At 63.1% G+C, this 24,407-nt stretch carries 17 protein-coding genes and 1 pseudogene; 15 read left to right on the forward strand and 3 right to left on the reverse strand.

Going from position 1 to position 24,407, the window contains the following annotated elements; all coding sequences use genetic code 11:
* Nucleotides 1–142: 142 nt before the first annotated feature.
* Complete coding sequence (feaR, locus tag PFZ56_RS20085; protein WP_102879452.1) at nt 143–1,081, forward strand: transcriptional regulator FeaR; 939 nt, start codon at nt 143–145, stop codon at nt 1,079–1,081.
* Between the two features lie 200 nt (nt 1,082–1,281).
* Here the strand turns inward: feaR and PFZ56_RS20090 are convergent, their stop codons facing one another.
* The gene (locus tag PFZ56_RS20090) at nt 1,282–2,085 is read right to left on the reverse strand and encodes a helix-turn-helix transcriptional regulator (protein WP_102879451.1); all 804 of its coding nucleotides are present in this window, start codon (nt 2,083–2,085) and stop codon (nt 1,282–1,284) included.
* 205 nt (nt 2,086–2,290) lie between these two features.
* On the opposite strand from PFZ56_RS20090, the gene PFZ56_RS20095 reads away from it, so the two are divergent.
* The 12 genes and pseudogenes from PFZ56_RS20095 to PFZ56_RS20150 all read left to right on the forward strand — a co-directional run bounded on the left by PFZ56_RS20095 (nt 2,291) and on the right by PFZ56_RS20150 (nt 19,537).
* Nucleotides 2,291–3,655: an APC family permease gene (locus PFZ56_RS20095; protein ID WP_102879450.1), complete on the forward strand. Its 1,365-nt coding sequence runs from the start codon at nt 2,291–2,293 to the stop codon at nt 3,653–3,655.
* Nucleotides 3,656–3,664: 9 nt separating this feature from the next.
* On the forward strand, nt 3,665–4,765 hold the full coding sequence (locus PFZ56_RS20100; protein WP_102879449.1) for a P1 family peptidase: 1,101 nt from the start codon (nt 3,665–3,667) through the stop codon (nt 4,763–4,765).
* 299 nt (nt 4,766–5,064) lie between these two features.
* On the forward strand, nt 5,065–6,513 hold the full coding sequence (locus tag PFZ56_RS20105) for a serralysin family metalloprotease (RefSeq protein ID WP_102879448.1): 1,449 nt from the start codon (nt 5,065–5,067) through the stop codon (nt 6,511–6,513).
* 93 nt (nt 6,514–6,606) lie between these two features.
* Nucleotides 6,607–6,990, forward strand: a complete 384-nt coding sequence (locus PFZ56_RS20110; protein ID WP_102879447.1) for an AprI/Inh family metalloprotease inhibitor — start codon at nt 6,607–6,609, stop codon at nt 6,988–6,990.
* Between the two features lie 216 nt (nt 6,991–7,206).
* A complete protein-coding gene (locus tag PFZ56_RS20115; protein WP_170003831.1) occupies nt 7,207–9,000 on the forward strand; it encodes a type I secretion system permease/ATPase in 1,794 nt (597 codons plus the stop codon).
* Nucleotides 9,001–9,014: 14 nt separating this feature from the next.
* Nucleotides 9,015–10,331, forward strand: a complete 1,317-nt coding sequence (locus PFZ56_RS20120) for an HlyD family type I secretion periplasmic adaptor subunit (protein ID WP_373634193.1) — start codon at nt 9,015–9,017, stop codon at nt 10,329–10,331.
* 14 nt (nt 10,332–10,345) lie between these two features.
* The gene (locus tag PFZ56_RS20125) at nt 10,346–11,695 is read left to right on the forward strand and encodes a TolC family outer membrane protein (protein ID WP_372342519.1); all 1,350 of its coding nucleotides are present in this window, start codon (nt 10,346–10,348) and stop codon (nt 11,693–11,695) included.
* Between the two features lie 30 nt (nt 11,696–11,725).
* Nucleotides 11,726–13,408, forward strand: a complete 1,683-nt coding sequence (locus PFZ56_RS20130) for a polyurethanase (RefSeq protein ID WP_170003829.1) — start codon at nt 11,726–11,728, stop codon at nt 13,406–13,408.
* 278 nt (nt 13,409–13,686) lie between these two features.
* Nucleotides 13,687–13,767: pseudogene (locus tag PFZ56_RS20135) on the forward strand (hypothetical protein); the annotation flags it as partial.
* A gap of 163 nt (nt 13,768–13,930) precedes the next feature.
* Nucleotides 13,931–17,023, forward strand: coding sequence for an autotransporter domain-containing protein (locus PFZ56_RS20140; protein ID WP_346010609.1), 3,093 nt, complete (start codon nt 13,931–13,933; stop codon nt 17,021–17,023).
* 110 nt (nt 17,024–17,133) lie between these two features.
* Complete coding sequence (locus PFZ56_RS20145; protein ID WP_170003825.1) at nt 17,134–18,987, forward strand: polyurethanase; 1,854 nt, start codon at nt 17,134–17,136, stop codon at nt 18,985–18,987.
* Nucleotides 18,988–19,156: 169 nt separating this feature from the next.
* Entirely contained in the window at nt 19,157–19,537 is a 381-nt protein-coding gene (locus PFZ56_RS20150) for a hypothetical protein (protein WP_170003823.1), read from the forward strand.
* A 14-nt stretch (nt 19,538–19,551) separates the two neighbouring features.
* Here PFZ56_RS20150 and PFZ56_RS20155 read toward each other — a convergent pair whose 3' ends face one another.
* A complete protein-coding gene (locus tag PFZ56_RS20155) occupies nt 19,552–19,776 on the reverse strand; it encodes a YgdI/YgdR family lipoprotein (protein ID WP_102865128.1) in 225 nt (74 codons plus the stop codon).
* 204 nt (nt 19,777–19,980) lie between these two features.
* On the opposite strand from PFZ56_RS20155, the gene PFZ56_RS20160 reads away from it, so the two are divergent.
* Nucleotides 19,981–21,633, forward strand: coding sequence for a VRR-NUC domain-containing protein (locus tag PFZ56_RS20160; protein WP_110595617.1), 1,653 nt, complete (start codon nt 19,981–19,983; stop codon nt 21,631–21,633).
* Nucleotides 21,630–23,924, forward strand: coding sequence for an ATP-dependent DNA helicase (locus tag PFZ56_RS20165; RefSeq protein WP_170003821.1), 2,295 nt, complete (start codon nt 21,630–21,632; stop codon nt 23,922–23,924). The genes PFZ56_RS20160 and PFZ56_RS20165 overlap by 4 nt, the downstream gene beginning before the upstream one ends.
* Nucleotides 23,925–23,977: 53 nt before the next feature.
* Here the strand turns inward: PFZ56_RS20165 and PFZ56_RS20170 are convergent, their stop codons facing one another.
* Nucleotides 23,978–24,313: a TIGR03067 domain-containing protein gene (locus PFZ56_RS20170; RefSeq protein ID WP_249735881.1), complete on the reverse strand. Its 336-nt coding sequence runs from the start codon at nt 24,311–24,313 to the stop codon at nt 23,978–23,980.
* Nucleotides 24,314–24,407 lie beyond the last annotated feature (94 nt).

The raw sequence follows: 24,407 nt of genomic DNA on the forward strand, positions 1-24,407 counted from the left end.
AACCGTAAGCACTGGCATACACCCTGCTTAAGCCATAACAGACTATCCATGCTGTCAGGCTCCTTGCCTGGCAAATAGATAACATGTTAATGATATCGCCATAACAACAAAGGCGGTCTGAACCGGCTTATGGAGGTGCACAGTGCTTGCTTCGCATAGTTTCAGTTCCTGGGTAGGTGCCCTGCAGGGTGTCTGCGGTCGATTCGACGCTCGCCCGGCGCGCAATCCCGCCTTGTTTATCGGTGAAGTGGGTCTACAGGATTATGCCGGGCTGGAGGTGGCGCAGATCCGCACCAATGCCGGGCTGATCTCCCGTCAGAGCACCAAGGTCGACCATGAGGACGATCGCCATTGTTTCCTGATCATCCAGCGCAGTGGCCACGCTCGCTTGAGCCAGGATGGCGAGAGTATTGAGCTGGCCCCCGGCGACATGGCGTTGCTGGATTCGGCCGGTGCCTGTGAAATCGTGCCCCACGGCCTGATCGAGCACGCCTCGTTCCACCTGAGCCGGGAAGAGGTTTACCGGCATCTGCCGACCCCGCAGCGCAAGTTCGGCAAGTTGTCGCAAAACTGCGCCAGTGGTCGCCTGATGCGTTTGCTGGTGGAGCAGATCTGCGCCGGCGATCTGCAGGGGTGTGCGGCGCAGCAGGAGGGCCAGGCCCTGCAAGAGGCCCTGATCGCCTTGCTTGGGCCGACCCTGCGTCAGACGGCCAGCACCCTGGATGGCTTTGACGAGAACCTGCATGGCCAATGCCTGCGTGATCAGGCTCGGCAACTGATCAATCAATCCCTCAATGAGCCGGGCCTGACCCCGGTATCCCTGGCCGGGCAGTTGAATATTTCGGTGCGCCAGCTGTACCGACTGTTTGAGGAGCAGGGCGACAGCGTGTGTCGCTTCATCCAGCGCTCCCGGCTCAAGCGCAGCGCGGCGGACCTGAGCAACCCGCAGCTGCGCAACGAATCCATCACCGATATCGCCTTCAAGTGGGGCTTTACCGATTCGGCGCATTTCAGCCGGACATTCAAGAAGCACTTCGAACAGTCGCCCCGTGACTTCCGCGCCCGCTCCCTGAACGCCTAGGCGCCGGAGTTTCGCATCGCCCTCAAAAACGGCAACGCTGGCTACGTAGGAGCCGGCTTGCCGGCGAAGAGGCCCTTGAGTTTTGCGTTGTCCTTGAGGACGCCTTCGCTGGCAAGCCAGCTCCTACGGCAAGCGGGCAGGCAGGCAAGCAAAAACGCAAGACCGCGAAAAGACCGTCAACAGCAGCCTGAACAGGGGCGTCAGGGATTTTCCAGATCATGCCCCAGGGATTGGATGAACAACGAAAACAACTCGGGCTGGCTGGAGATGTCCAGCTTGGCGTAAAGGTGGCGGCGGTGCACCTTGATGGTGTCCGGCGAGATTTTCAAACGCTCGGCCATGGCTTTGGAAGAAAAACCCCGCAGGATCAGTCGGGCAATCTCCAGCTCCCGATCCGACAGCACCGCGCTGCCGAAATGGCTCAGGGCATCGCGAATCTGGCTGGCCATTTCCTCTGCAACCGGGGCCTGGGGACGTATCTGGCTGTGTTGCCAATGCTGTTGCATCAGTGGCAGCACCCAGGCCGCAAAGGTCGTGAGCTGGCCGATTTCCTCGCGATTGAAGACCCGTTGGTTGCCCAGTGACAGGGACAGGGTGCCGGCTTCGGGCAGTTGCAGGATGAATTGCACTTCATCTTCCAGGACGTTGTCGTGGAAGTAGCTGAGAAAGTACTCGCTCTGGCGGAAGTGGTCCGGGGCCACTTCTTCCAGGCGGTACAGGCCGCTGGGGTAGCCCTCGCGACAGGCCTGGAAGAACGGGTCCAGCAGGTACAGGCCATTGAGGTAGGTGAGCATCGACGCCGGTTTGCTGCTGGGTTCCGCGTCATATTCCTCAAGGGCTCGGGGCGGACCATCCACCGGGTAGAAGATCGCCAGGGCATTGTCGAACGGCGTGGCCTGGTGCAACAGCAGGATCAGCTGTTTCCAGAATCGCGGGTTGCCGATCAGCGTAAGGGTGCGACCCAGGCCGGCGTGCATGCCGACCTCCCTGAACAGATTACTCAAAGACCTTGCTCCATTGATGCGTCGAAAGTGCCGTAGAAGGGTTTCGTCGATTTGCCTGTTGCCGTCAAGGGGAGTACTCCAATAGGGGAATTGGTCGCCGTCATGTGACTGCCTAGAGTAGCTCCCAGCCAGTGCGTCCCAGAGCGCACACGCCCGATGGATTTCGTTTCTGCCTCAGACCAACAATAAACACGAGGATAACGATATGAGCTCTCCCTCCGTGCCCGACGGCGCGCTGAAACCAACCTTGAGTGTGTTCGATGTGGTGGCTATCACTGTTTCCGGTGTGACCCCCGCCAGTTCCGTGTTCGTGATCGCGCCCTTTGCCATCCACCAGGCCGGCAGCGGGGTGTTCCTGGCGTTCGTCATGGCCGGGTTGCTGGCACTGATGTTTGCCTTCTGTTACGCCGAGCTGGGCCGAGCCCATAACAGTGCCGGCGGTGAGTACGTGTACGCCAAGCGCGTGTTTGGCGGCATGGCCGGCTATGCCACCTTCCTCACGGTGCTGGTGATGCTGCTGTTCATCCCTCCGGTGCTGGCCACCGGAGCCGCCACCTATTTGAACAATGCCCTGGGTACCGACTTCGACTCCCAGACCGTGGCCCTGGTGATAGTGGTGTGCAGCTATCTGCTGGGCATCCTCAACATCAAGCTCAATGCCTGGATCACCGGCACTTGCCTGTTGCTGGAGGTGGCGGCGTTGCTGGTGATTGTCTGGCTGGGCTTTGGTAACGCCACGCAACCGGTGAGCATTCTTTTGCAACCGCAGATCGTCGATCACGGTGCATTGCAGATGGCGCCCTGGGCCCTGGTGATCGGTGCGGTGGGTATCGGTCTGTTTTCCTACAACGGCTACGGGCCGGCGGTGCTGCTGGCCGAAGACATGAAGTGCAAGGGGCGCGGCGTGCACAAGGCGGTGCTCTGGTCCCTGGTGCTGGTGGTGATCATCGAACTGGTGCCGCTCACCGCGCTGCTGATCGGCGCGCCGTCCTTGAGCGCGATGCTGGCCAGCCCAGATCCCATCGGCTACCTACTCACCAGCCATGGCAATGAAACCCTCGCCAGGGTGGTCAGTGGCGGGATCTTCCTGTCGGTGTTCAACGCCATTGTCGCGATCGTCATCCAGATCGGCCGGGTGGTGTTCAGCAGCGGCCGCGACGCCCTGTGGACGCCCACCATCAACCGCCTGTTCACGCGGATTCATCCACGCTGGGACTCGCCATGGCTGGCTACGTTGTTCCTGGCGATTCCTTCGGCAGTACTCAGTTTCAGCTCGAATCTGGCGGACCTCACGTCCTTCAGCGTGTTGCTGATCATGCTGGTGTACCTGATCGTTGCCCTCAGCGCGCTGATGAGCCGGGTGCTGCTGCGCGACCGCGAGCATCCCTATCGCATGCCCCTGTGGCCGGTACCGGCGCTGCTGGCGGTGATGGGCGCGGGGTATCTGCTGATCAATCTGTTCCTCGAGGCGTCCCTGCGGGACATCATGGTGATTATCGGGCTGCTGGCACTGTCGGTGATTCTCTATGGCACCAATGGCCGGTACAGCCCGGCGTTTCAGAAATTGTAAGGAGTGGTTATGCGAGCACGTCAATTGGGCATCAGCCTGGGTCTGGGGACACCAGGCCCGTTCAATGCGATCACCGACGTCCCCGGGGTACGGGTGGGGCACAGCACCCTGAAAGCCAGCGTGGGCGGCAAGCAGGTGCGCACCGGGGTCACTCTGGTCCAGCCCCGGGCCGGGCATGCGCGGCAACAGCCCTGTTTCGCCGGTTGCCATGTACTCAACGGCAATGGCGATGCCACGGGGCTGGAGTGGATTCGCGAGGCGGGCACCCTGACCACGCCGCTGGCCATTACCAATACCCACAGCGTCGGCGTGGTGCGCGACACCCTGATCGCCCTGGAGCGCGAGGCCCTGGCGGACCCCGCCGTGTACTGGTGCATGCCGGTGGTGATGGAAACCTACGACGGCCTGCTGAACGATATCTGGGGTCAGCATGTGGGGCCGCAACAGGTGCGCGAGGCCATGGCCAGTGCCGAATCCGGGCCGGTGGCCGAAGGCGCGGTAGGCGGCGGCACCGGGATGATCTGTCATGAGTTCAAGGGCGGGATCGGTACCGCCTCCCGGCGGCTGGCGGCAGCGCAGGGCGGCTACACCGTCGGCGCTCTGGTCCAGGCCAACCACGGCAAGCGTGAAGAATTGCGGGTGGACGGTTACCCGGTGGGGCGTCATCTGGGAGGGATTGCCTCACCTTTTGCCGAGCGCGGCACCCCGGGCATGGGCTCGATCGTGGTGATCCTGGCCACTGATGCGCCGCTGCTGCCCCATCAGTGCCAGAGGCTGGCTCAGCGTGCTTCCATCGGCATTGCCCGCACCGGTGGCGGCACCGAAGATTCCAGTGGCGATATCTTCCTGGCCTTTGCCACGGGAAACCGGGACTTGCCCGCTGCGGATTATGGACGCAAGGACCTGGCGTTCACTGCACCTCTGGCGATGCTCAACAACGATCACATCTCGCCGCTGTTCAGCGCAGCGGCCGAGGCGGTGGAGGAGGCCATCATCAATGCCATGCTGGCAGCCGAGCCGATGACCAGTGCCGACGGGGTGCAAGTACCGGCGCTGACCCCGCAAGCATTGAGGCAAGCATTGGAACTAACTGGTTGGAACATGAAATAACCGACTAAGAAGTGCGACGCAATCGACATAATTTTCTACATGGATATTTAATAATTAAATTGTAGATTGTCGGACAATGCCTAGCGCTAATCGGCTGGAAAAGAATCTTTTAAGTGCACGGTCATTGTTTGCGGGAGTTTGTCGGAACAGTGGAATTTGGCGTCAAAAAAGTAGTGGACGCCTGATTTCAAATTGTGTCAGCTTTCTTTCGCCTGCTTAGGGCGAGTGATAGGACGATCTCGCCAGGGATTGTCGCTATCTGACAAAAACTGTTCCATTGATTACAAGGAAGTGTGTTTATGTCGACAATAAAAAAGAGCGCTATTGCATCTGCCGAACAGCAACTCGAGCCATTGGCCGCAGCAAGTTCGGCGTATAACCAGATCAATAGCTTTAGCCACCAATACGATCGTGGCGGCAATCTCACGGTTAACGGCAAGCCTTCGTTCTCAGTCGATCAAGCCGCCACGCAATTGCTGCGTGACGGCGCGGCGTTCAAGGACCTGAACGGTAACGGCAAAATCGATCTGTCCTATACCTTCCTGACCTCGGCCTCCTCGAGCACCATGTACAAGCACGGTATCTCCGGGTTCAGCCAGTTCAGTGCCCAGCAGAAGGCCCAAGCAGTGCTGGCCATGCAATCCTGGGCCGATGTGGCCAATGTCGTGTTTACCGAGAAAGCCTCGGGTGGCGACGCGCGCATGACCTTCGGCAACTACAGTGGTGGCCAGGACGGCGCGGCGGCCTTCGCCTACCTGCCGGGCACCGGTGCCGGTTACGACGGTACCTCCTGGTACCTGATCAACAGCAGCTACACCCAGAACAAGAATCCCGACCTGAACAACTATGGCCGTCAGACCCTGACCCATGAGATCGGTCACACCCTGGGCCTGGCTCACCCTGGCGACTACAACGCAGGCGAAGGCAACCCAAGCTACAAGGACGCCAGCTACGGCCAGGACACGCGTGGCTACAGCATCATGAGCTACTGGAGTGAAAGCAACACCAGCCAGAACTTCAGCAAGGGCGGGGTCGTGGCCTATTCGTCCGGTCCGCTGATGGACGATATCGCGGCCATCCAGAAACTCTACGGGGCCAACTACGGCACCCGTGCCGGCGATACCACCTATGGCTTCAACTCCAACACCGGGCGCGACTTCTACAGCGCCAGTTCGTCTGCCGACAAGCTGGTGTTCTCGGTGTGGGACGGTGGTGGCAACGATACCCTGGACTTCTCCGGGTTCACTCAAAACCAGAAGATCAACCTCAATGAGGCTTCGTTCTCCGACGTTGGCGGCATGGTGGGTAACGTTTCCATTGCTCAGGGCGTGACCGTGGAGAACGCCATCGGCGGTTCGGGCAACGATCTGTTGATCGGCAACAATGCGGCCAACGTGCTCAAGGGAGGTGCCGGCAACGACATCATCTACGGTGGCGGTGGCGCCGATAAGCTCTGGGGCGGTTCGGGTTCGGACACCTTCGTGTTCGGCGCCAGTTCCGACTCCAAACCGGGCGCGGCCGACCAGATCATGGATTTTGTCAGCGGCCTGGACAAGATCGATCTGACCGGTATCACCAAGGGTGCAGGCTTGCATTTCGTCAACGCCTTCACCGGCGCGGTGGGTGACGCCATCCTCACTACCTCCGGGGGCATCAGCACCCTGTCCGTGGACTTCTCCGGGCACGGCGTGGCGGACTTCCTGGTCAGCACCGTTGGCCAGGCAGCCGTCAGTGACATCGTGGCCTGAGTGAAGTAGGCGGAAGGCGGCGCCGATGCGCTGCCTTCCGTTCTTGCATTGGCCCCGGGGCTGAGCGAGTCTACCGGGCGGACGGAGCACCCTATGACCCCACACACCTTGAGTTGCAAGGCGGCCACCTGGCTGCTGGCGACGCTGACGATCTTTTATGGAGCACTCACCATGGCAAGCAGCCTGCGTTTGGCGGACCCCTCGGAACTGGTTGGACACTGGCAGTTGCAGCAACAGAGCGAGCCTGGCGGCGCCTGCGCCCTGGACCTGCTGCAAAACGCAGCCCTGGGAGACGGCGCCGAGTGCCTGTCGAAGTGGATCGGTGAGGCGGCGGTGGGCTGGTTTCCGGAGCCCGACGGTATTGCCATCACGGGGCGGGAAGGTTCAAGGATTATCTTTTTCAGTCGACAGAGAGAAGGCCTGTACGAAGCGCGCCTCAAAGGCGACGGTTTGATCGTGTTACAGCGTGCTGGCTAATTAAGGCAGCAGGTTGTTCGTTTAATCTTGGGTGGTTGTGGTTTTAGTTTTACCACTCTTTTAATCGACAGGTTTTTAACCGGATGACTGTTAACTACAGTTGTCTGGTTTGGGTGTGTCTGCAGACTTTGAGACTAAGGGGCACACATCTTTAGTTGCGCCGTATATGAGGTGCTCGCGTTCGGCGCGCAGGGTCGGCTCAGGGAAATGTTGAAGATGCTGAATAATAGTCATCCTGCACCACTGTTCAAGGCATTGGGCGAATACAAGGGCATCCTGATCAGTGTCGGCTGTTTCACCGCGTTGATTAATGTGCTGATGCTGGTGCCCTCCATCTATATGTTGCAAGTCTACGACCGGGTGCTGTCTTCGCAGAATGAGACCACCCTGGTGATGCTGTCGCTGATGGTGGTGGGCTTTTTCCTGTTTATCGGGCTGCTGGAAGTGGTGCGCAGCTTTATCGTCATCCGCATCGGCAGCCAGTTGGAGCGCCGCTTCAACCTGCGGGTGTATCAGGCGGCATTCGAACGCAACCTGGCCCGTGGCGAAGGCCATGCCGGCCAGTCACTGGGCGATTTGACCCATATCCGCCAGTTCCTCACCGGGCCGGCGTTGTTCGCCTTCTTCGATGCCCCCTGGTTTCCCATCTACCTGCTGGTGATCTATGCCTTCAACGTCTGGCTCGGGGTGTTCGCCACGGTGGGCGCGGTGTTGCTGATCGCCCTGGCGTGCCTGAATGAAGCCATGACCAAGAAACCCCTGGCCGAGGCCAGCGGTTTTTCGCAACGCTCCACCCAATTGGCCACCAGCCATTTGCACAATGCCGAGACCATTCAGGCGATGGGCATGCTCGGTGCCTTGCGCAAGCGCTGGTTTGCCGTGCACTCGCGCTTTCTCGGCTTGCAGAACGAGGCCAGCGACACAGGTTCGGTGATCAGTTCCCTGAGCAAGACCCTGCGTCTGTGCCTGCAATCCCTGGTGCTGGGCCTGGGCGCCTTGCTGGTGATCAAGGGCGACATGACCGCGGGGATGATGATCGCCGGGTCGATCCTCATGGGTCGGGTCCTGAGTCCCATCGACCAGTTGATCGCGGTGTGGAAGCAATGGAGTTCGGCCAAGCTGGCCTATGGTCGACTGGACGCGCTGCTGCGCGAGTTCCCACCCAGTGACAGCGCCATGTCGTTGCCGGCGCCCAAGGGCCAGGTGAGTTTCGAGCAGGTCAGCGCCGGGCCTCCCGGACGTCGGGCGGCGACCCTGCAGCAGGTGAGCTTCAGTATCAATGCCGGTGAAGTGCTCGGGGTGCTGGGGGCCTCCGGTTCCGGCAAGTCGACCCTGGCTCGGGTACTGGTGGGCGTCTGGCCGACCCTGGCCGGCACGGTGCGCCTGGACGGCGCCGACATTCATCGCTGGAATCGCGATGAGTTGGGTCCCTACATCGGCTATTTGCCCCAGGACATCGAACTCTTCACCGGCAGCATCGCCGAGAACATCGCACGCTTTCGCCAGGCCGACCCGGAGCAGGTGGTCCAGGCCGCGCAGCTGGCCGGAGTGCACGAGTTGATCTTGCGCCTGCCTCAAGGCTACGACACCGTGCTTGGCGATGACGGCAGCGGCCTGTCCGGGGGCCAGAAGCAGCGGGTGGCCCTGGCCCGGGCACTGTATGGCAATCCCAGCCTGGTGGTGCTCGACGAACCCAACTCCAACCTCGACACCGTGGGCGAGAGCGCCCTGGCGGCGGCGATTGCCCAGCTCAAGGCCCGGGGGACCAGCGTGGTTCTGGTGACCCATCGCTCGTCGGTGCTGGCCCTGGCCGACAAGCTGCTGGTACTCAATGAAGGCCGCCTGCAGGCCTTTGGCCCCAGCCAGGAAGTACTCAAGGCGTTGGCCGGTGCCCAGCAGCCCCAGTCACTCCAACCCCAGGAACCGGCCAGACCCGCCGCTGCAGCCGCACCCGGTGGCTTGAGCATGAGCCGCCAGTATCAGCCCCCGACACGGAACAAAGGCGCATGAGCAAGGACAGCAACATGATGATCGAAGAGGGTTATGCGCCGGAACGGGTTGAGCGTGATGCGGGCTTTTTCGCGCGCATGGGCTGGATACTGGCCCTGGTGGGGGCCGGCAGTTTTTTCATCTGGGCTGCGCTGGCTCCACTGGATCAGGGGATTCCCGTGCAAGGCACGGTGGTGGTGTCCGGCAAGCGCAAAGCGGTGCAGTCCATGAGCAGCGGGGTGGTCAGCCGGATTCTGGTGCGCGAAGGCCAAAGCGTGAAGCAGGGCCAGCCGTTGTTCCGCCTGGATCAGACCCAGGTGGCGGCGGACGTGCAGTCGCTGCAGGCCCAGTACCGCATGGCTATGGCCAGCCTGGCGCGCTGGCGCAGCGAGCGCGACAACCTCAAGCAGGTGGACTTCCCGCTGCAGTTGAGCAACAGCGACGACCCACGCCTGGCCCTGGTGCTGGAAGGCCAGCGCCAACTGTTCAGCAGCCGCCGTGAGGCGTTCTCCCGCGAGCAGGCGGGCATCCGCGCCAATATCGAAGGCGCCACCGCGCAACTGGCCGGCATGCGCCGGGCGCGCACCGACCTGGGCAACCAGGCCGAGTCCCTGCGCCAGCAACTGAGCAACCTGCAACCTTTGGCCGACAACGGCTACATCCCACGCAACCGCTTGTTGGAATACCAGCGCCAGTTGTCCCAGGTGCAACAGGAGCTGGCGCAGAACACCGGTGAAAGCGGGCGCATCGAGCAGGGCATTCTCGAGTCCCGGCTCAAGCTGCAACAGCACAGCGAGGAGTACCAGAAAGAGGTCCGCAGCCAATTGGCCGAAGCCCAGCTCAAGACCCAGACCCTGGAGCAGCAACTGACCTCCGCCGGCTTCGACTTGCAGCACAGCGAAATCATCGCCACTGCCGACGGCATCGCGGTCAACCTGGGGGTACACACCGAAGGCGCCGTGGTGCGCCAGGGGGAAACCCTGCTGGAAATCGTGCCCCAGGGCACGCACCTGGAAGTGGAAGGGCGGTTGCCGGTCAACCTGGTGGACAAGGTCGGCCCCCATCTGCCGGTGGACATCCTGTTCACCGCCTTCAACCAGAGCCGCACGCCACGGGTACCGGGGGAAGTCAGCCTGATATCCGCCGACCAGATGGTCGACGAGAAGACCGGCATGCCTTACTACGTGCTGCGCAGCAGCGTCAGCGACCAGGCCATGGAGAAGCTCAACGGCCTGGTGATCAAGCCCGGGATGCCGGCGGAGATGTTCGTGCGCACAGGCGAGCGTTCACTGCTCAATTACCTGTTCAAGCCTCTGCTCGACCGGGCCAGCTCTGCATTGACCGAAGAATAAGGATGTCGCGTCGTATGAGTAAGCTTTCCATTCTCGCCGCGGCCTTGTCCTTGCTGGTGTGCCAGGGGGCCCAGGCCATGGGTCCGTTCCAGATCTACGAGCAGGCCCTGCGCAACGATCCAGTGTTTCTCGGCGCCATCAAGGAGCGCGATGCCGGCCTGGAAAACCGCGCCATCGGCCGCGCCGGTCTGCTGCCCAAGGTGGGCTACAGCTACAACAAGGGCCACAACAACTCCAAGGTCACCTACCTGGACACGGTGCGCGGCAGCGTCAGCGAAAAACGCAACTACGACAGCTACGGCTCGTCCCTGACCTTGCAGCAGCCGCTGATCGACTACGAGGCCTACGCCAACTACCGCAAGGGCGTGGCCCAGGCCCTGTTCGCCGACGAGAACTTTCGCGGCAAGAGCCAGGAGTTGCTGGTGCGGGTGCTCAGTTACTACACCAAGGCCCTGTTCGCCCAGGATCAGATCGAGATCGCCCTGGCTAAGAAGAAGGCCTTCGAGCAGCAGTTCCAGCAGAACCGGCACATGTTCGAGCAGGGCGAGGGCACCCGTACCGATATCCTCGAGGCCGAGTCGCGCTACGAGCTGGCCACCGCCGAGGAGATCGAGGCCCGGGACGAACAGGACGCGGCCTTGCGTGAACTGGGGGCGCTGATTGGCGTGCCCGACCTCGACGTGCGCGACCTCGACCCCTTGCAGGAAAACTTCCAGTCCTTTGCCCTGAGCCCGGCCAATTACGACACCTGGCATGAGATGGCCCTGAGCAACAACCCGGTGCTGGCCTCCCAGCGGCAACGGGTCGAGGTGGCGCGTTATGAAGTGGAGCGCAACCGCGCCGGGCACCTGCCCAAGCTCAGCGCCTACGCCAGCGTGCGGCAGAACGAATCGGAAAGCGGCAACACCTACAACCAGCGCTACGACACCAACACCATCGGCATCGAAGTCAGCCTGCCGCTGTACGCCGGTGGCGGGGTGTCGGCCTCCACTCGCCAGGCCAGCCGCGCCATGGAGCAGGCCGAATACGAACTGGACGGCAAGACTCGGGAAACCCTGATTGAACTGCGCCGGCAATTCAGTGCCTGTCTATCTGGGGTGAGCAAATTGCGCGCCTACCAGAAGGCCCTGACCTCGGCCGAGGCCCTGGTGGTGTCCACCAGGCAGAGCATTCTTGGCGGTGAGCGGGTCAACCTGGATGCGCTCAATGCCGAGCAGCAGCTCTACACCACCCGGCGTGACCTGGCCCAGGCCCGTTACGACTACCTGATGGCCTGGACCAAGTTGCATTACTACGCCGGAACCTTGCGTGAAGAAGATCTGGCCCGGGTCGATGAGGCCTTTGGTCAGCGCACCGGTCCCTGACGGGCCGCAGGATAAAAAGGAGAAACGCACATGAGCATCTTCGACTACAAAAACGCCGTGGGCGGTGCCGGCAAGGCCCAGTACAGCGAGGCCATCACCCTGGCCTTGTATGCAGGCAATCCCACCGGCGAGGCCTTGCCGGGCACGTCCTGGCGACCCATCAGCGCCTCGCAGTTGGGCTATCAGGGCCACATCAGCGCCCAGGGCACCATTTCCGGCGAGCAGTCTTCGGTCAGCGACGCCCAGGTCGAGATCCTCGGCAAGTACGACGGCGCCGGGCAGTTGCTGTCCATCGGCATCAGCTTTCGCGGCACCGACAGCCTCAAGGACGGCCTCAACGACCTGCAGGCGGCCTTTGTCTCCGGCTTTGCCGACAACTACAGCCGCCTGGCCTTCGACAACCTGCTGGGCAAGGTCGCCGCCTTCGCCGCGGCCCAGGGCCTGAGCGGCAGCGATGTGCTGGTCACCGGGCACAGCCTGGGCGGGTTGGCGGTCAACAGCCTGGCGACCCTGAGCACGGAGCACTGGGGCGGCTTCTTCCAGGACGCCCACTACCTGGCCTTCGCCTCGCCGACCCAGAGCGCCAGCGACAAGGTGCTGAACATCGGTTATGAAAACGACCCGGTGTTCCGTGCCCTGGACGGCACCCACTTCAACGCCTCGTCCCTGGGCACCCACGACAAGCCACAGGAGTCGGCCACCAACAATATCGTCAGCTTTACCGATCACTATTCGTCGTTGTCCGGCAAGCTGGTGCCCCAGAGCATCCTCAACCCCTGGTCCTGGTCGGCCCATAGCGCGGTCGACTACGCCGCGGGGCTCAACCGCGTGATCAATTCGGACTTCTATGACCTGACCAGTCGCGATTCGACGGTGGTGGTTTCCAACCTGTCCGAGGACAAGCGCGACCAGGTCTGGGTCAAGGACCTGAATCTCTACGCCGACCAGCACAGCGGCAGCACCTTCATCATCGGCACCCAGAGCAACGACCTGCTGCACGGCGGCAAGGGCAACGATTACCTCGATGGCGGGGCCGGTGATGACCGTTTCCGCGACGACGGCGGCTACAACATCATCCATGGCGGCTCGGGTCATAACGTTTTGCAGCTGCAGCAGCCGCTGAAGAACTTCTCCATTGCCAATGACGGCGACGGCACTTTGTACGTCCGCGATGCCTATGGCGGCATCAGCATGACCCGGGATATCGGCGCCCTGGTCAGTCACGAGGCCGGGAGCTGGTGGCAACTGCTCGGCAAGGACGTCAGCTACAGCGTGACCGCCGACGGCTTGCAGAACGGCAACCAGTGGACCGCCTACAACCACTCCCTCAATGGCGATGCCTATGGCAATGCGCTGGTGGCCAGCGTCAATGGCGATTGGCTGTTCGGCCATGGCGGCGACGACCTGCTGAGCAGCGATAAGGCCAACGTGACCTTTGTCGGCGGTGCCGGCAACGACGTCATGCACTCCAGCGGAGGTGGCAGCAACACGTTCCTGTTCAGCGGCAACTTCGGCCTCGACCTGATCCACGGCTACCAGAGCAGCGACAAGCTGGTGTTCATGGGCGTGCCCGGCATCGATGCCCATTACGACTACAGCCAGCACCTGTCCCAGAGCGGCAACGACACCTTGCTCAAGGTGGGCGACTACTCGGTGACCCTGGTGGGCATCGGTATGGAGGGGCTCAACGGTTCAGGCATCGTGTTCGCCTGATTCAGCCTCGGCCGGGGGAGCGCAGGATTCGCTCCCCCGGGCTTTGCGGACCTTGAACCCAGAGAGAGTCGGGGTGGCTCCCCTGAAGTCGCCGGCAACATCCTGATCCGTCCTGGATGGACGATCGAACAACAACAAAAAACGAGAAGTCATCAACATGGATGTCAGATGTCATCAGTTCAACAGGCTGGCGGGCACCCTGTGCCTGGCGTTTGCCGCAGGCCTGCCGTTGACGGCCGCCCAACGCCGTTCGGCACACCGCCCAGTGGGGCGTTCCCGCCCCCCATGCCATCGGCGCTCTGGCGCTAGCCATGGCACCTTTCCCTTATCTGAACAACCAGCAAGCCCAGCAGGTGCTGCCAAGCCCCATGCGCCTGTGCTGCTGCGTTGGCGCGCCTGGGGTGTTGGTGAGCGACACAAGGGTGTCGGAGTCAATCTGCAATGGCGTTTCCACGACGTCATTCGAGCGGCGGGCAGGGAGCCTGCCAGGGCCATTTCGCAACACAACTAAGGAAGGTCGTAGTGAAGCAAGTCAAACGCAAGGATGGCGCTGTGCTGGGGCAGGAACGGGGATGGTTGACCCTGGCTCCGGCACTGTTGGGTTGGGTGGCGCTGCTGGGCACGGTCCAGGCGGCGCCCTATGTGGAGAACGGCCGCCGGGGCGACGCCGGCAGCTGGCGCAGCACCGAGTTCAAGGCCGATTGGGGCCTGGGGGCGATTCATGCCGACAGTGCCTATGCCGCCGGTTACAGCGGCAAGGGCGTCAAGCTGGGGATCTTCGACCAGCCGGTGTATGCCCAGCATCCGGAGTTCGCCAGCCCGGGTAAGGTGCTGACCCTGGTCACCAGCGGCACTCGCCAGTACACCGATCCCTATATTCCGGTGCAGGCCGGCGATGCCTTCGTCTATGACGGCCGACCTTCGGTGGGCTCGGACGGCAAGCTGGGGTCCCACGGCACCCATGTCGGCGGGATCGCCGCCGGCAACCGCGATGGCGGGGCGATGCACGGGGTGGCCTTCGACGCCCAGATCATCAGCGCCGACAACGGCGATCCGGGCCCGGAGGACGGCATCATCCTCGGTAACGATGGCGCAGTGTACAAGGCCGGCTGGGACGGCCTGGTGGCCAGTGGCGCGCGGATCATCAACAACAGCTGGGGCATCGGCATTACCGAGCACTTCAGCAAGGGCGGTCGTGATCCGGCGTTCCCGCACTTCACCCTGGACGATGCCCGGGCGCAGTTCGCGCAGATCCAGCCGTTGCTGGGCAGTTTGCCGGGCGGCGCCTACGACGGGGCGATCGCCGCAGCCCGCAGCGGGGTGCTGACGATTTTCGCCGCCGGCAACGATTACAACCTGAACAACCCCGACGCTATCGCCGGGCTGGCCTACTTCGTGCCGCAGATTGCCCCCAACTGGCTGACCGTGGCGGCGTTGCAGCAGAACCCCGATACCGGCAGCGCCGATCCCTATGTCATCAGTACCTTTTCTTCCCGCTGCGGCTACACCGCGAGCTTCTGCGTGTCGGCCCCCGGCACCCGGATCTACAGCTCGGTGATCGGCGGCACCAGCCTGGAGAACATGACCCTGGGCTACGCCAACAAGAACGGCACGTCCATGGCTGCGCCCCATGCGGCTGGCGCCGCGGCGGTGCTGATGGAGCGTTTCCCCTACATGAGCGCGGCGCAGGTGGCCAGCGTCCTGCGCACCACGGCCACCGACCTGGGTGCCCCGGGCATCGACGCCTTGTACGGCTGGGGGATGATCGATCTGGGCAAGGGGATTCGCGGGCCCGGCATGCTGGTGACCGAAGCGGATATCCCTGAGGAGTTCCGTATCCAGGGCGGCTACGGTTCGACCCAGTTCGTCGCTGACCTGCCGGGCTATGGCGCGCTGCTGGATGCCGGCAAGCCGACCCAGCGGCGCTGCAATGACATCAGCTGCGTACTGGATATCTGGAGCAACGACATCAGTGGCCACGGCGGCCTGACCAAGCAGGGCGTCGGCACCCTGGTGCTCAGCGGCGCCAACACCTACGCCGGGCCGACCCTGGTCAATCAGGGGCGGCTGGCGGTCAACGGCTCGCTGCTGTCGGCGGTGACGGTGAACGCTGGTGGCATCCTCGGCGGCACGGGCCGTGTGGGCGCACTGACCGCCAACGCGGGCGCGATTGTGGCTCCGGGCAACTCCATCGGCACCTTGCATGTCAGCTCCGATGTGAACTTCCTCCCGGGTTCGACCTACGCGGTGGAGGTGTCCCCCAGCGGCAGCGACCGGATTGTCAGCGACGGCCAGGCCACCCTCGGCGGGGCCAGCCTGGCCCTGGAACTGGAAAACCCGGGATTGTCCCTCAATGCACAACGGGTCCCGAGCCTGGTGGGGCGGCAGCTGGACATCCTGCAGGCCGCCAATGGCGTACAGGGCAGCTTCGGCCCGGTGCTGTCCAACTCGCTGTTTCTGGGGGGCAACCTCAATTACAGCGCCGGCGGTGTACAGCTGGCGGTGGCGCGCAATGCCACCTCGTTCAGCAGCATCGGCCTGAGCCCCAACCAGCGTTCGGTGGCCGATGCTGCCGAGCAACTGGGGGCGGGCAACCCGGTGTATGAAAGCCTGCTGCTGGCCGCCAGCGCGGCCAGTGCACAACAGGCCTTCGAGCAACTGTCCGGGGAAATTCATCCGGCCGTTGGCAGCCAGTTGCTCAATGACAACCGCTACCTGCGTGACGCGATGGGTGAGCGGCTACGCCAGCAGGGCGGGGACGCGGTGCCTACCGTCGAGGGCGGCGAGCAGGGGTTGTGGCTCAAGACCCTGGGCGCCTGGGGCAAGGCCGACGGCGGCCAGGATCGAGCCGGCTATACCAGCTCCATCGGCGGCCTGCTGGCCGGTGTCGACGGGCAACTGGACCCGAGCACCCGCCTGGGCGTGTTCACCGGCTACAGCGATAGCTCGCTGAGCATGGGCGATGGCCGGCATTCTTCGGCCAGCATCGACAGCTACCACCTGGGTGCCTACGCCGGACGCGAGCTTGCGCAACTGCGCCTGAGCCTGGGCGGTTCCTACAGCTGGCACCGCATCGCTACTCGGCGCGAGCTGCAATATGACGAGGTTGCCGATCGCCAGAAGAGCAAGCGTGATGCCCGCAGCCTGCAGTTGTTCGGCGAAGCGGCGTGGCACCTGGATCTGCAGCCCATGGCCCTGGAACCCTTTGCCAGCCTGGCCTATGTGCATGTGGCCAGCGAGCGTTTCAAGGAACACGGCGGCGCCACGGCACTCAAGGGCGATAGCGACAATCGCGAGGCCTGGCTCTCGACCTTGGGCATGCGCGCCGGCAAGCAGTTGCAGTTGTCTTCCGGGCAGACTGTGGAACTGTCCGCTACCCTCGGCTGGCAGCACAATCTGAGCGCCACCGGCGCCGACCAGCATCTGGCGTTTGCCGACGGTGGACAAAGCTACAAGGTGCAGAGCCTGTCACTGGACCGCGATGCGGCGGTCGTCGGTGCACGGGCGGGCATTGCCCTGGGTCGACAGACCCGGGTCAATCTGGATTACAACGGGTTGCTGGGCAGCCGTGACCGGAACCATGGGGTCGGCTTGACCCTGGACTGGACTTTCTAAGACCCAGGCAACGGATGTGCAAGGTGTTGTACAGGTCCTCCAGGCTCGGAAACGGGGCCTGCGAGGGCCTGAGCTTTCTCTGACAATTCCAACAATAGAGAGGCAATACCATGGGTGTGTTTGACTACAAGAACTTCACCGCAGCCGACTCCAAAGCGCTGTTTTCCGATGCGCTGGCGATCACGCTGTATTCCTATCACAACCTCGACAACGGCTTTGCCGTGGGTTACCAGCACAACGGCTTCGGCCTTGGCCTGCCGGCGACCCTGATCACCGCGCTGATCGGCAGCAGCGATTCCCAGGGCGTCATCCCCGGCATTCCCTGGAACCCGGATTCGGAGCAGGCCGCTAAAGACGCGTTGCACCAGGCGGGGTGGTCCACCCTCAGTGCCCAGCAACTGGGCTACAGCGGCAAGGTGGATGCCCGGGGCACATTCTTCGGCGAGAAGGACGGCTACGGCACGGCCCAGGTGGAGATCCTCGGCAAGTACGATGCCCAGGGCCACCTGAGTTCCATCGGCATCGCCTTTCGCGGCACCAGCGGCCCCCGGGAATCGGTGATCGGCGACACCATCGGTGATGTCATCAGTGACCTGCTGGCCGCCCTGGGACCCAAGGACTATGCGAAGAACTACGCCGGTGAGGCCTTCGGCAAGTTGTTCGCCGATGTGGCGGCTTTTGCCCAGGCCAATGGCCTGTCGGGCAAGGACATCCTGGTCAGTGGCCACAGCCTGGGCGGGCTTGGGGTCAACAGCCTGGCGGACCTGAGTGCCGATCGCTGGTCTGGCTTCTACAAGGATGCCAACTACATCGCCTATGCCTCGCCGACCCAGAGCACCAGCGACAAGGTGTTGAACATCGGTTATGAAAACGACCCGGTGTTCCGCGCCCTGGACGGTTACAACTTCAACCTGTCGTCCCTGGGTGTGCACGACGCCCAGCAGGACTCGGCCACCAACAACATCGTCAACTTCAACGACCATTACGCCTCGACCCTGTGGAACGCGCTGCCGTTCTCGATCCTCAACATCCCCACCTGGATTTCTCACTTGCCCACCGGCTACGGCGATGGCCTGACCCGGGTGCTGCAGTCGCAGTTCTATGACTTCACCAGCAAGGACTCCACCATTGTCGTGGCCAACCTGTCGGACCCGGCCCGGGGTAGCACCTGGGTCCAGGATCTGAACCGCAACGCCGATACCCACAAGGGCAGCACCTTCATCATTGGCAGCGACGGCAACGACCTGATCCAGGGCGGGGGCGGCAACGACTACCTGGAAGGCCGCGACGGCAACGACACCTTCCGCGATGACGGCGGCTACAACATCATCCTCGGCGGCAAGGGCAGCAACACCCTGGACCTGCAGCACTCGGTGAAGGACTACAGCTTCGCCAGCGACGGCGCCGGGACCCTGTACGTGCGCGACGCCAGCGGCGGGATCAGCATGACCCGCGACATCGGCGCCATTCAGAGCAAGGAGCCGGGGTTTCTCTGGGGGCTGTTCAAGGATGATGTGTTCCACCAGGTCACCGACCAGGGGTTGAAGGTGGGCAGCCAACTGACCCAGTACGCGTCTTCGGTGAAGGGCGACGGCGGCGACAACCTGCTCAAGGCCCATGCCGGCGGCGATTGGCTGTTCGGCCTGGAGGGCAACGATCACCTGATCGGCGGCATGGGCAACGATGTCTTCGTCGGTGGCGCCGGCAATGACCTGATGGAGTCGGGTGGGGGCAACAACACCTTCCTGTTCACCGGTCATTTCGGCCAGGACCGCATCCTCGGCTACCAGAGTGGCGACAAGCTGGTGTTCATGGGGGTGAGCGGCGTGCTGCCGGACCAGGACTATCGGGCCCACGCCAGTAGCAGCGGCAATGACACCGTGCTGACCTTCGGCCATGACTCGGTGACCCTGGTGGGCGTCAGCCTCGCGCACCTCAACGGCTCGGGCATCACCCTCGCCTGATGGACCCGCAGCGTGGGGCTCGCAACGGGCTCCGCGCTGACTTGGCAAGAAAATCGTGACCTGTCGGTCTATTGGCGACTCAAATACTTGTAAAACCCAAGCCTGGTCATGCGTTACCCAAGGTATTGAGCAGTAATCGATTCAAGGAAAAGGCAGGAGAGTGTTGACAGTGAGTAATAGCAAGAGGTGTGCGGGCGGACTGGTGCTGGCCCTGTGGGCGCTCATGGCATCGGCTGAAGAGCTGCCTCAGAGCTCGATTCTGAAACGTTACGGAGTAACCCCGGATCAATTGCCGGCCGGCCAGCCGGCGTCAGCCGAGAAAGAGGAGCCAGCACCCAGTCGCTTCAATCTGCAGCCGGAGCAACCCATTGCAAATTTCCGTCTGGGGGACGGCAAGGCGCCAGAAAGCACGGGCAACATCAGTATCGATAACGCCGAAGCCCGGGAGCGGCAGCGCTGCCAGCAAGTGCGTGACGAGATGTCAAAGCGCGGCAAGCCCCTGGGGATTGTCTGCGAGCCGGGGCAGGGACCCTTTCCCTGGTCGCACTGAGGTGCACGGCTGAATCATTGTTCCTGGCGAACGGTGGCCACATCGTCCGCCTTGACCCGGATGGTCTTGCCGGAAATGTCCTGGAATTCGTAGAAGCCATCAGCGGTCTTGGTCTTGGGCTGGTCCCGGGTCAGGTACTGGGTACCGTTCTGCAAGGTCACCACGGTGGGTGAGGCGCAGCCGGTCAGGGCCAGGGCGGCGACACTGGCCAGGAGCAATCCCAGGTTCTTCACATTCATATAGACCTCTTATCGGTAGGGGTATCCGTGTTGCGCCGGACACTATAAGCATGGCCCCTTGGTGTCGTGAAGACGACGAAAGTTCGCCTGGGCACTGGAAAAATCTTCTTCCCGCCATTTATCCAATAGTGTTTGCCAGACTGGGGCGTCGGCTGTTATCTGTACGCATAACCAGTACCAGTCCAGCCGTGGCGCCTTCGTTCAGTGACTTCCAATCCCCTCGAGAACCCCTTTTATTACCTGCACAACTTCCAGCAAGTCCTGAACTGGCTGGAGCTGCGCTATGCCGATGTGCTGCGCGATGAAGAGCAGCGTTTCATCACCGATTTCGCGCATTTGCCCCAGCCCTCCCAGGCCTTGCTGGTGCGCATGGTGATGCGCAAGGGGCGGCATTTTCGCCTCGGCAAGTTGCGTTACCCGGAGATCGGCGACAGCGCCCGGGCCCTGCAGCCGCTGCTGGCGTTGGGCTGGGTCGATGAGCAGGCACCCTTGGCCCTGGACGAGTTGTTCGGCCTGTTGCAAAAGGCCGAGATCCTGCAGTGCTTCAGTGACCAGGGGCTGGTGGCCAAGGCCAAGAAGAACCAGTGGCTGGAGACCCTGCAGGCGCTGTACCCGCAACCCCGGGCTTTCGGCCAATGGTGCCCGGCACTGGCGGACCGGCTGCTGAGCCTGACGGTCATGCCGTTGTGCGATCGCCTGCGCTTGATGTTCTTCGGCAATCTCTACCAGGACTGGTCGGAATTCGTGCTGGCGGACCTGGGGATCTACAGCTACGAAAAGGTCGAGATCAGTGCCGATGCCCGTGGCTTGCGCAGCCGTGACGATGTGGACGGCTTCATCTACCTGCACCAGTGTCAGGAAGCCTTCGAGGCCGGGGAGGAGGTGGACGCGGTGCTTGCGCGCATCGCGGCGTTCAGCACCGCCAACCCCTGGCTGGAGAAACGCCGCGGCAAGCTGTTGTTCCAGCTGGGGCAGCATTGCGAGCGGTTGACGGACTGGCGGCAGGCCCGGGAGATCTACCAGCAATGTGCCTACCCCGGTGCTCGCCTGCGGTTGATCCGGGTCCTGGAGCTCAGTGCCGAGTATCAGGCGGCGCTGGCGCTGGCCGAGCAGGCTGCGGCGGCGCCCCAGAGCGCCGCCGAGGCCCAGCAACTGCTGCGGGTCATGCCCCGGCTGCGGCGCAAGCTGGGTGGTCCGCCAGCGCCTCGGACGGTCAGCCGCGAGGTGGCGCGACTGGATCTGTGCCTGCCCCGTGACGCCGATGGGCTGGCGGTGGAGCTGCATGTCCAGGCCCATCTGCAGCAGCCCCAGGCGCCGGTGCACTACGTGGAAAACAGCCTGATCAATTCGCTGTTCGGGTTGCTGTGCTGGCCGGCGATCTTCGCTCCCTTGCCGGGGGCGTTCTTCCACCCGTTCCAGCGCGGGCCGGTGGATCTGCTGAGCGAGGACTTTCATCAGCGACGCAGCGATCTGTTCCAGGCCTGCCTGGAGGAGCTGGACGATGGTCGCTACCGGGACAGCATCCGCCAGCGGTTTGTCGACAAGTGGGGCCTGCAGTCGCCCTTCGTGTTCTGGGGGGCCTTGACCGAGGAGTTGCTGGAGCAGGCCCTCGATTGCCTGCCGGCCGAGCACCTGAAACACTGGTTTGAGCGCCTGTTGCTGGATATCAAGGCCAACCGGGCCGGTATGCCGGACCTGATCCAGTTCTGGCCCGAGGCCAGGACCTACCGGATGATCGAGGTCAAGGGTCCGGGCGACCGCCTGCAGGACAACCAGCTGCGCTGGCTGGACTTCTGCCAGGAGCACCGGATGCCGGTGGCGGTGTGCTATGTGCAATGGCAGGACCTGTCGACGTGAGCTACCGCATTGCGGTGCGCGCCTTGTGCGAGTTCAGCGCCAAGAGCGGCGACCTGGATCTGCGCTTCACCCCATCGCCTACCGCCCTGGAGGGAATAGTCGGGCACCGCACCGTGGCATCCCGGCGCAATCCCGGCTACCAGAGCGAAGTGGCCCTGGAGGGTCAATACGGCGAGTTGCTGGTCAAGGGCCGGGCGGACGGTTATGACCCGGCGCAGAACCTCCTGGAGGAGATCAAGACCTATCGGGGCGACCTGGCGCGCATGCCCGACAACCACCGGCAACTGCACTGGGCCCAGGCCAAGGTCTATGGCTGGCTGTTGTGCCAGAGCCTGCAGCTGCCGAGTATCCGGGTCTCGCTGGTGTATTTCGACATCCTCAGCGAGCAGGAAACCGCCCTGGTGGAGGAGCACAGTGCCGAGGCATTGCAGGAGTTCTTCAATCGGCAGTGCGCGGTGTTCCTGGAGTGGGCGCAGCAGGAAATGCGCCACCGCGAGGCCCGGGACCAGGCCACTGAGGCCCTGGTTTTTCCCCATGGCGAGTTCCGCCCTGGCCAGCGGCACCTGGCGGAATCGGTGTACAAGGCGGTCAGCACTGGCCGTTGCCTGCTGGCCCAGGCGCCCACCGGTATCGGCAAGACCCTGGGCACGATCTTTCCCATGCTCAAGGCCATGGCCCCGCAGCAACTGGACAAGTTGCTGTTTCTCACCGCCAAGACCCCGGGGCGGCAGCTGGCGCTGGATGCGGCCCGGGTGCTGTTCGCCAGCCAGTCCCAACTGCCGTTGCGGGTCCTGGAACTGGTGGCCCGGGACAAGGCCTGCGAACACCTGGACAAGGCTTGCCACGGCGAGTCCTGCCCGCTGGCCAAGGGGTTCTACCAGCGCCTGCCCGCGGCGCGTCAGGCGGCCAGCCAGGTGCCGATGCTGGATCGCCAGGCGCTGCGCGAGGTGGCCCTGGCGCATCAGGTCTGTCCTTACTACCTGAGTCAGGAGATGGCCCGCTGGAGCGATCTGGTGGTGGCTGACTACAACTATTATTTCGATTTCAGCGCCTTGCTGTTCGGTCTGGCCCAGGCCAATCAATGGCAAGTGGCGGTGCTGGTGGACGAGGCCCATAACCTGGTGGAGCGCGGGCGTGGCATGTACAGCGCCAGCCTGGATCAACAAACGCTGGCCAGCGTGCGCAGCACTGCGCCCCAGGCGCTGAAAAGTTCGTTGCAACGGCTCAACCGCGAATGGAACGCCTTGCACAAGGAACAGCTCGCGCCATACCAGGCCTATGACCAACTCCCGACGGCCTTGCTCAGGGCGCTGGCCTTGTGTGTCGCGGCCCTGGGGGACTACTTCAACGAGCAGCCTCAGGGCCTGGACGTTGGTTTGCAGGGGCTGTATTTCGAGCTGCTGCAATTTGCCCGGGTGGCGGAGCTGTTCGATGAACAGCAGTTCATCTTCGATATCAGCAAGCGCTCCCTGAGTGCCAGGCGCAGCCTGTCGCGGCTGAGCCTGCGCAACGTGGTGCCGGCGCCGCTACTCGGGCCGCGACTGACGGCGGCCCGCAGTACGGTGCTGTTTTCCGCCACCCTCAACCCGCAACATTACTACCGCGACCTGCTGGGATTGCCCCAGACCACGGTGTGGCTGGACGTGGAGTCGCCGTTTGCCGCCGCGCAGCTGGACGTGCATATCGTCAGCCGCATCTCCACCCGCTATGTGCATCGACAGGCGTCCCTGGCGCCCATCGTCGAACTGTTGGCCCAGCAGTTCGCTGCGCGGCCGGGCAACTACCTGGCGTTCTTCAGCAGCTTTGATTACCTGCAGCAAGTGGCCGAGCTGTTGGCTCGCGAGCACCCGCAGATTCCGCTGTGGTTGCAGTCCAGGGGCATGGATGAAGCGTCGCGCCTGGGCTTTCTCCAGCAGTTTCGCGCAGAGGGGCAGGGCATCGGGTTCGCCGTGCTCGGCGGGGCTTTCGGCGAGGGCATCGACTTGCCGGGCTCAAAACTCATTGGCGCCTTTGTCGCCACCCTCGGGCTGCCTCAGCTCAACCCGTTGAACGAGCAGATGAAACAACGCATGGCCCGGCTGTTCGGCTCCGGGTACGACTACACCTACCTCTATCCCGGACTGCAGAAAGTGGTGCAAGCGGCAGGGCGGGTGATTCGCAGCCAGGCCGATCGGGGCGTGTTGATGTTGATCGACGATCGCTTTGCCGAGCCCAGGGTGCGGCAGTTGTTGCCAAGCTGGTGGGCCGTGGACGCCCAAGACCCGGCGTTGGCTGGTGAGATTTCGAGGTGATAGCGCGGAGCTGAAGCCGCTCGCCCCCGGCGTTTGTGCGCCGGGGGCGAGGGTCACTGGCCCTGGCGGACCCGGACGAAGCGCCGCAGGGTCTGGCCTGGCCCGGTGCTGAAGCGGGTTGGCCGGGGTTGGCCTTCATCGGCGGCGATGAACACGAAGTCGTCCTCAGTCAGCTCATAGCTGGCGGGCAAGGGCTTGCCCGCATCCGCGCCGATGGAGTCGATCCAGGTGATCGACTTGGGGGTGGTGCTGCTGTCGAGGGTGAAGCTTCCGGCCAGCAGCACGTCTCCCGCCACCGTCAGCACGCGAAACTGATCACCTTCGATCAGGGTCAGGGCGCCGGGCGCACTGTGCTCGTCCGGCGGATTCAGCACGCCGCTGTCCTCCATTGAGATTTGCTCCCAGGCTCCCTGCAGGCGTTGAAGTTCCAGCGAGTCGTTGCTCCTGGTTGATGATGCAGTATCCATTGTCGATCAATTCCTT

Origin of the sequence: Pseudomonas danubii (assembly GCF_042980055.1) — a bacterium.
GTDB lineage: Bacteria > Pseudomonadota > Gammaproteobacteria > Pseudomonadales > Pseudomonadaceae > Aquipseudomonas > Aquipseudomonas danubii.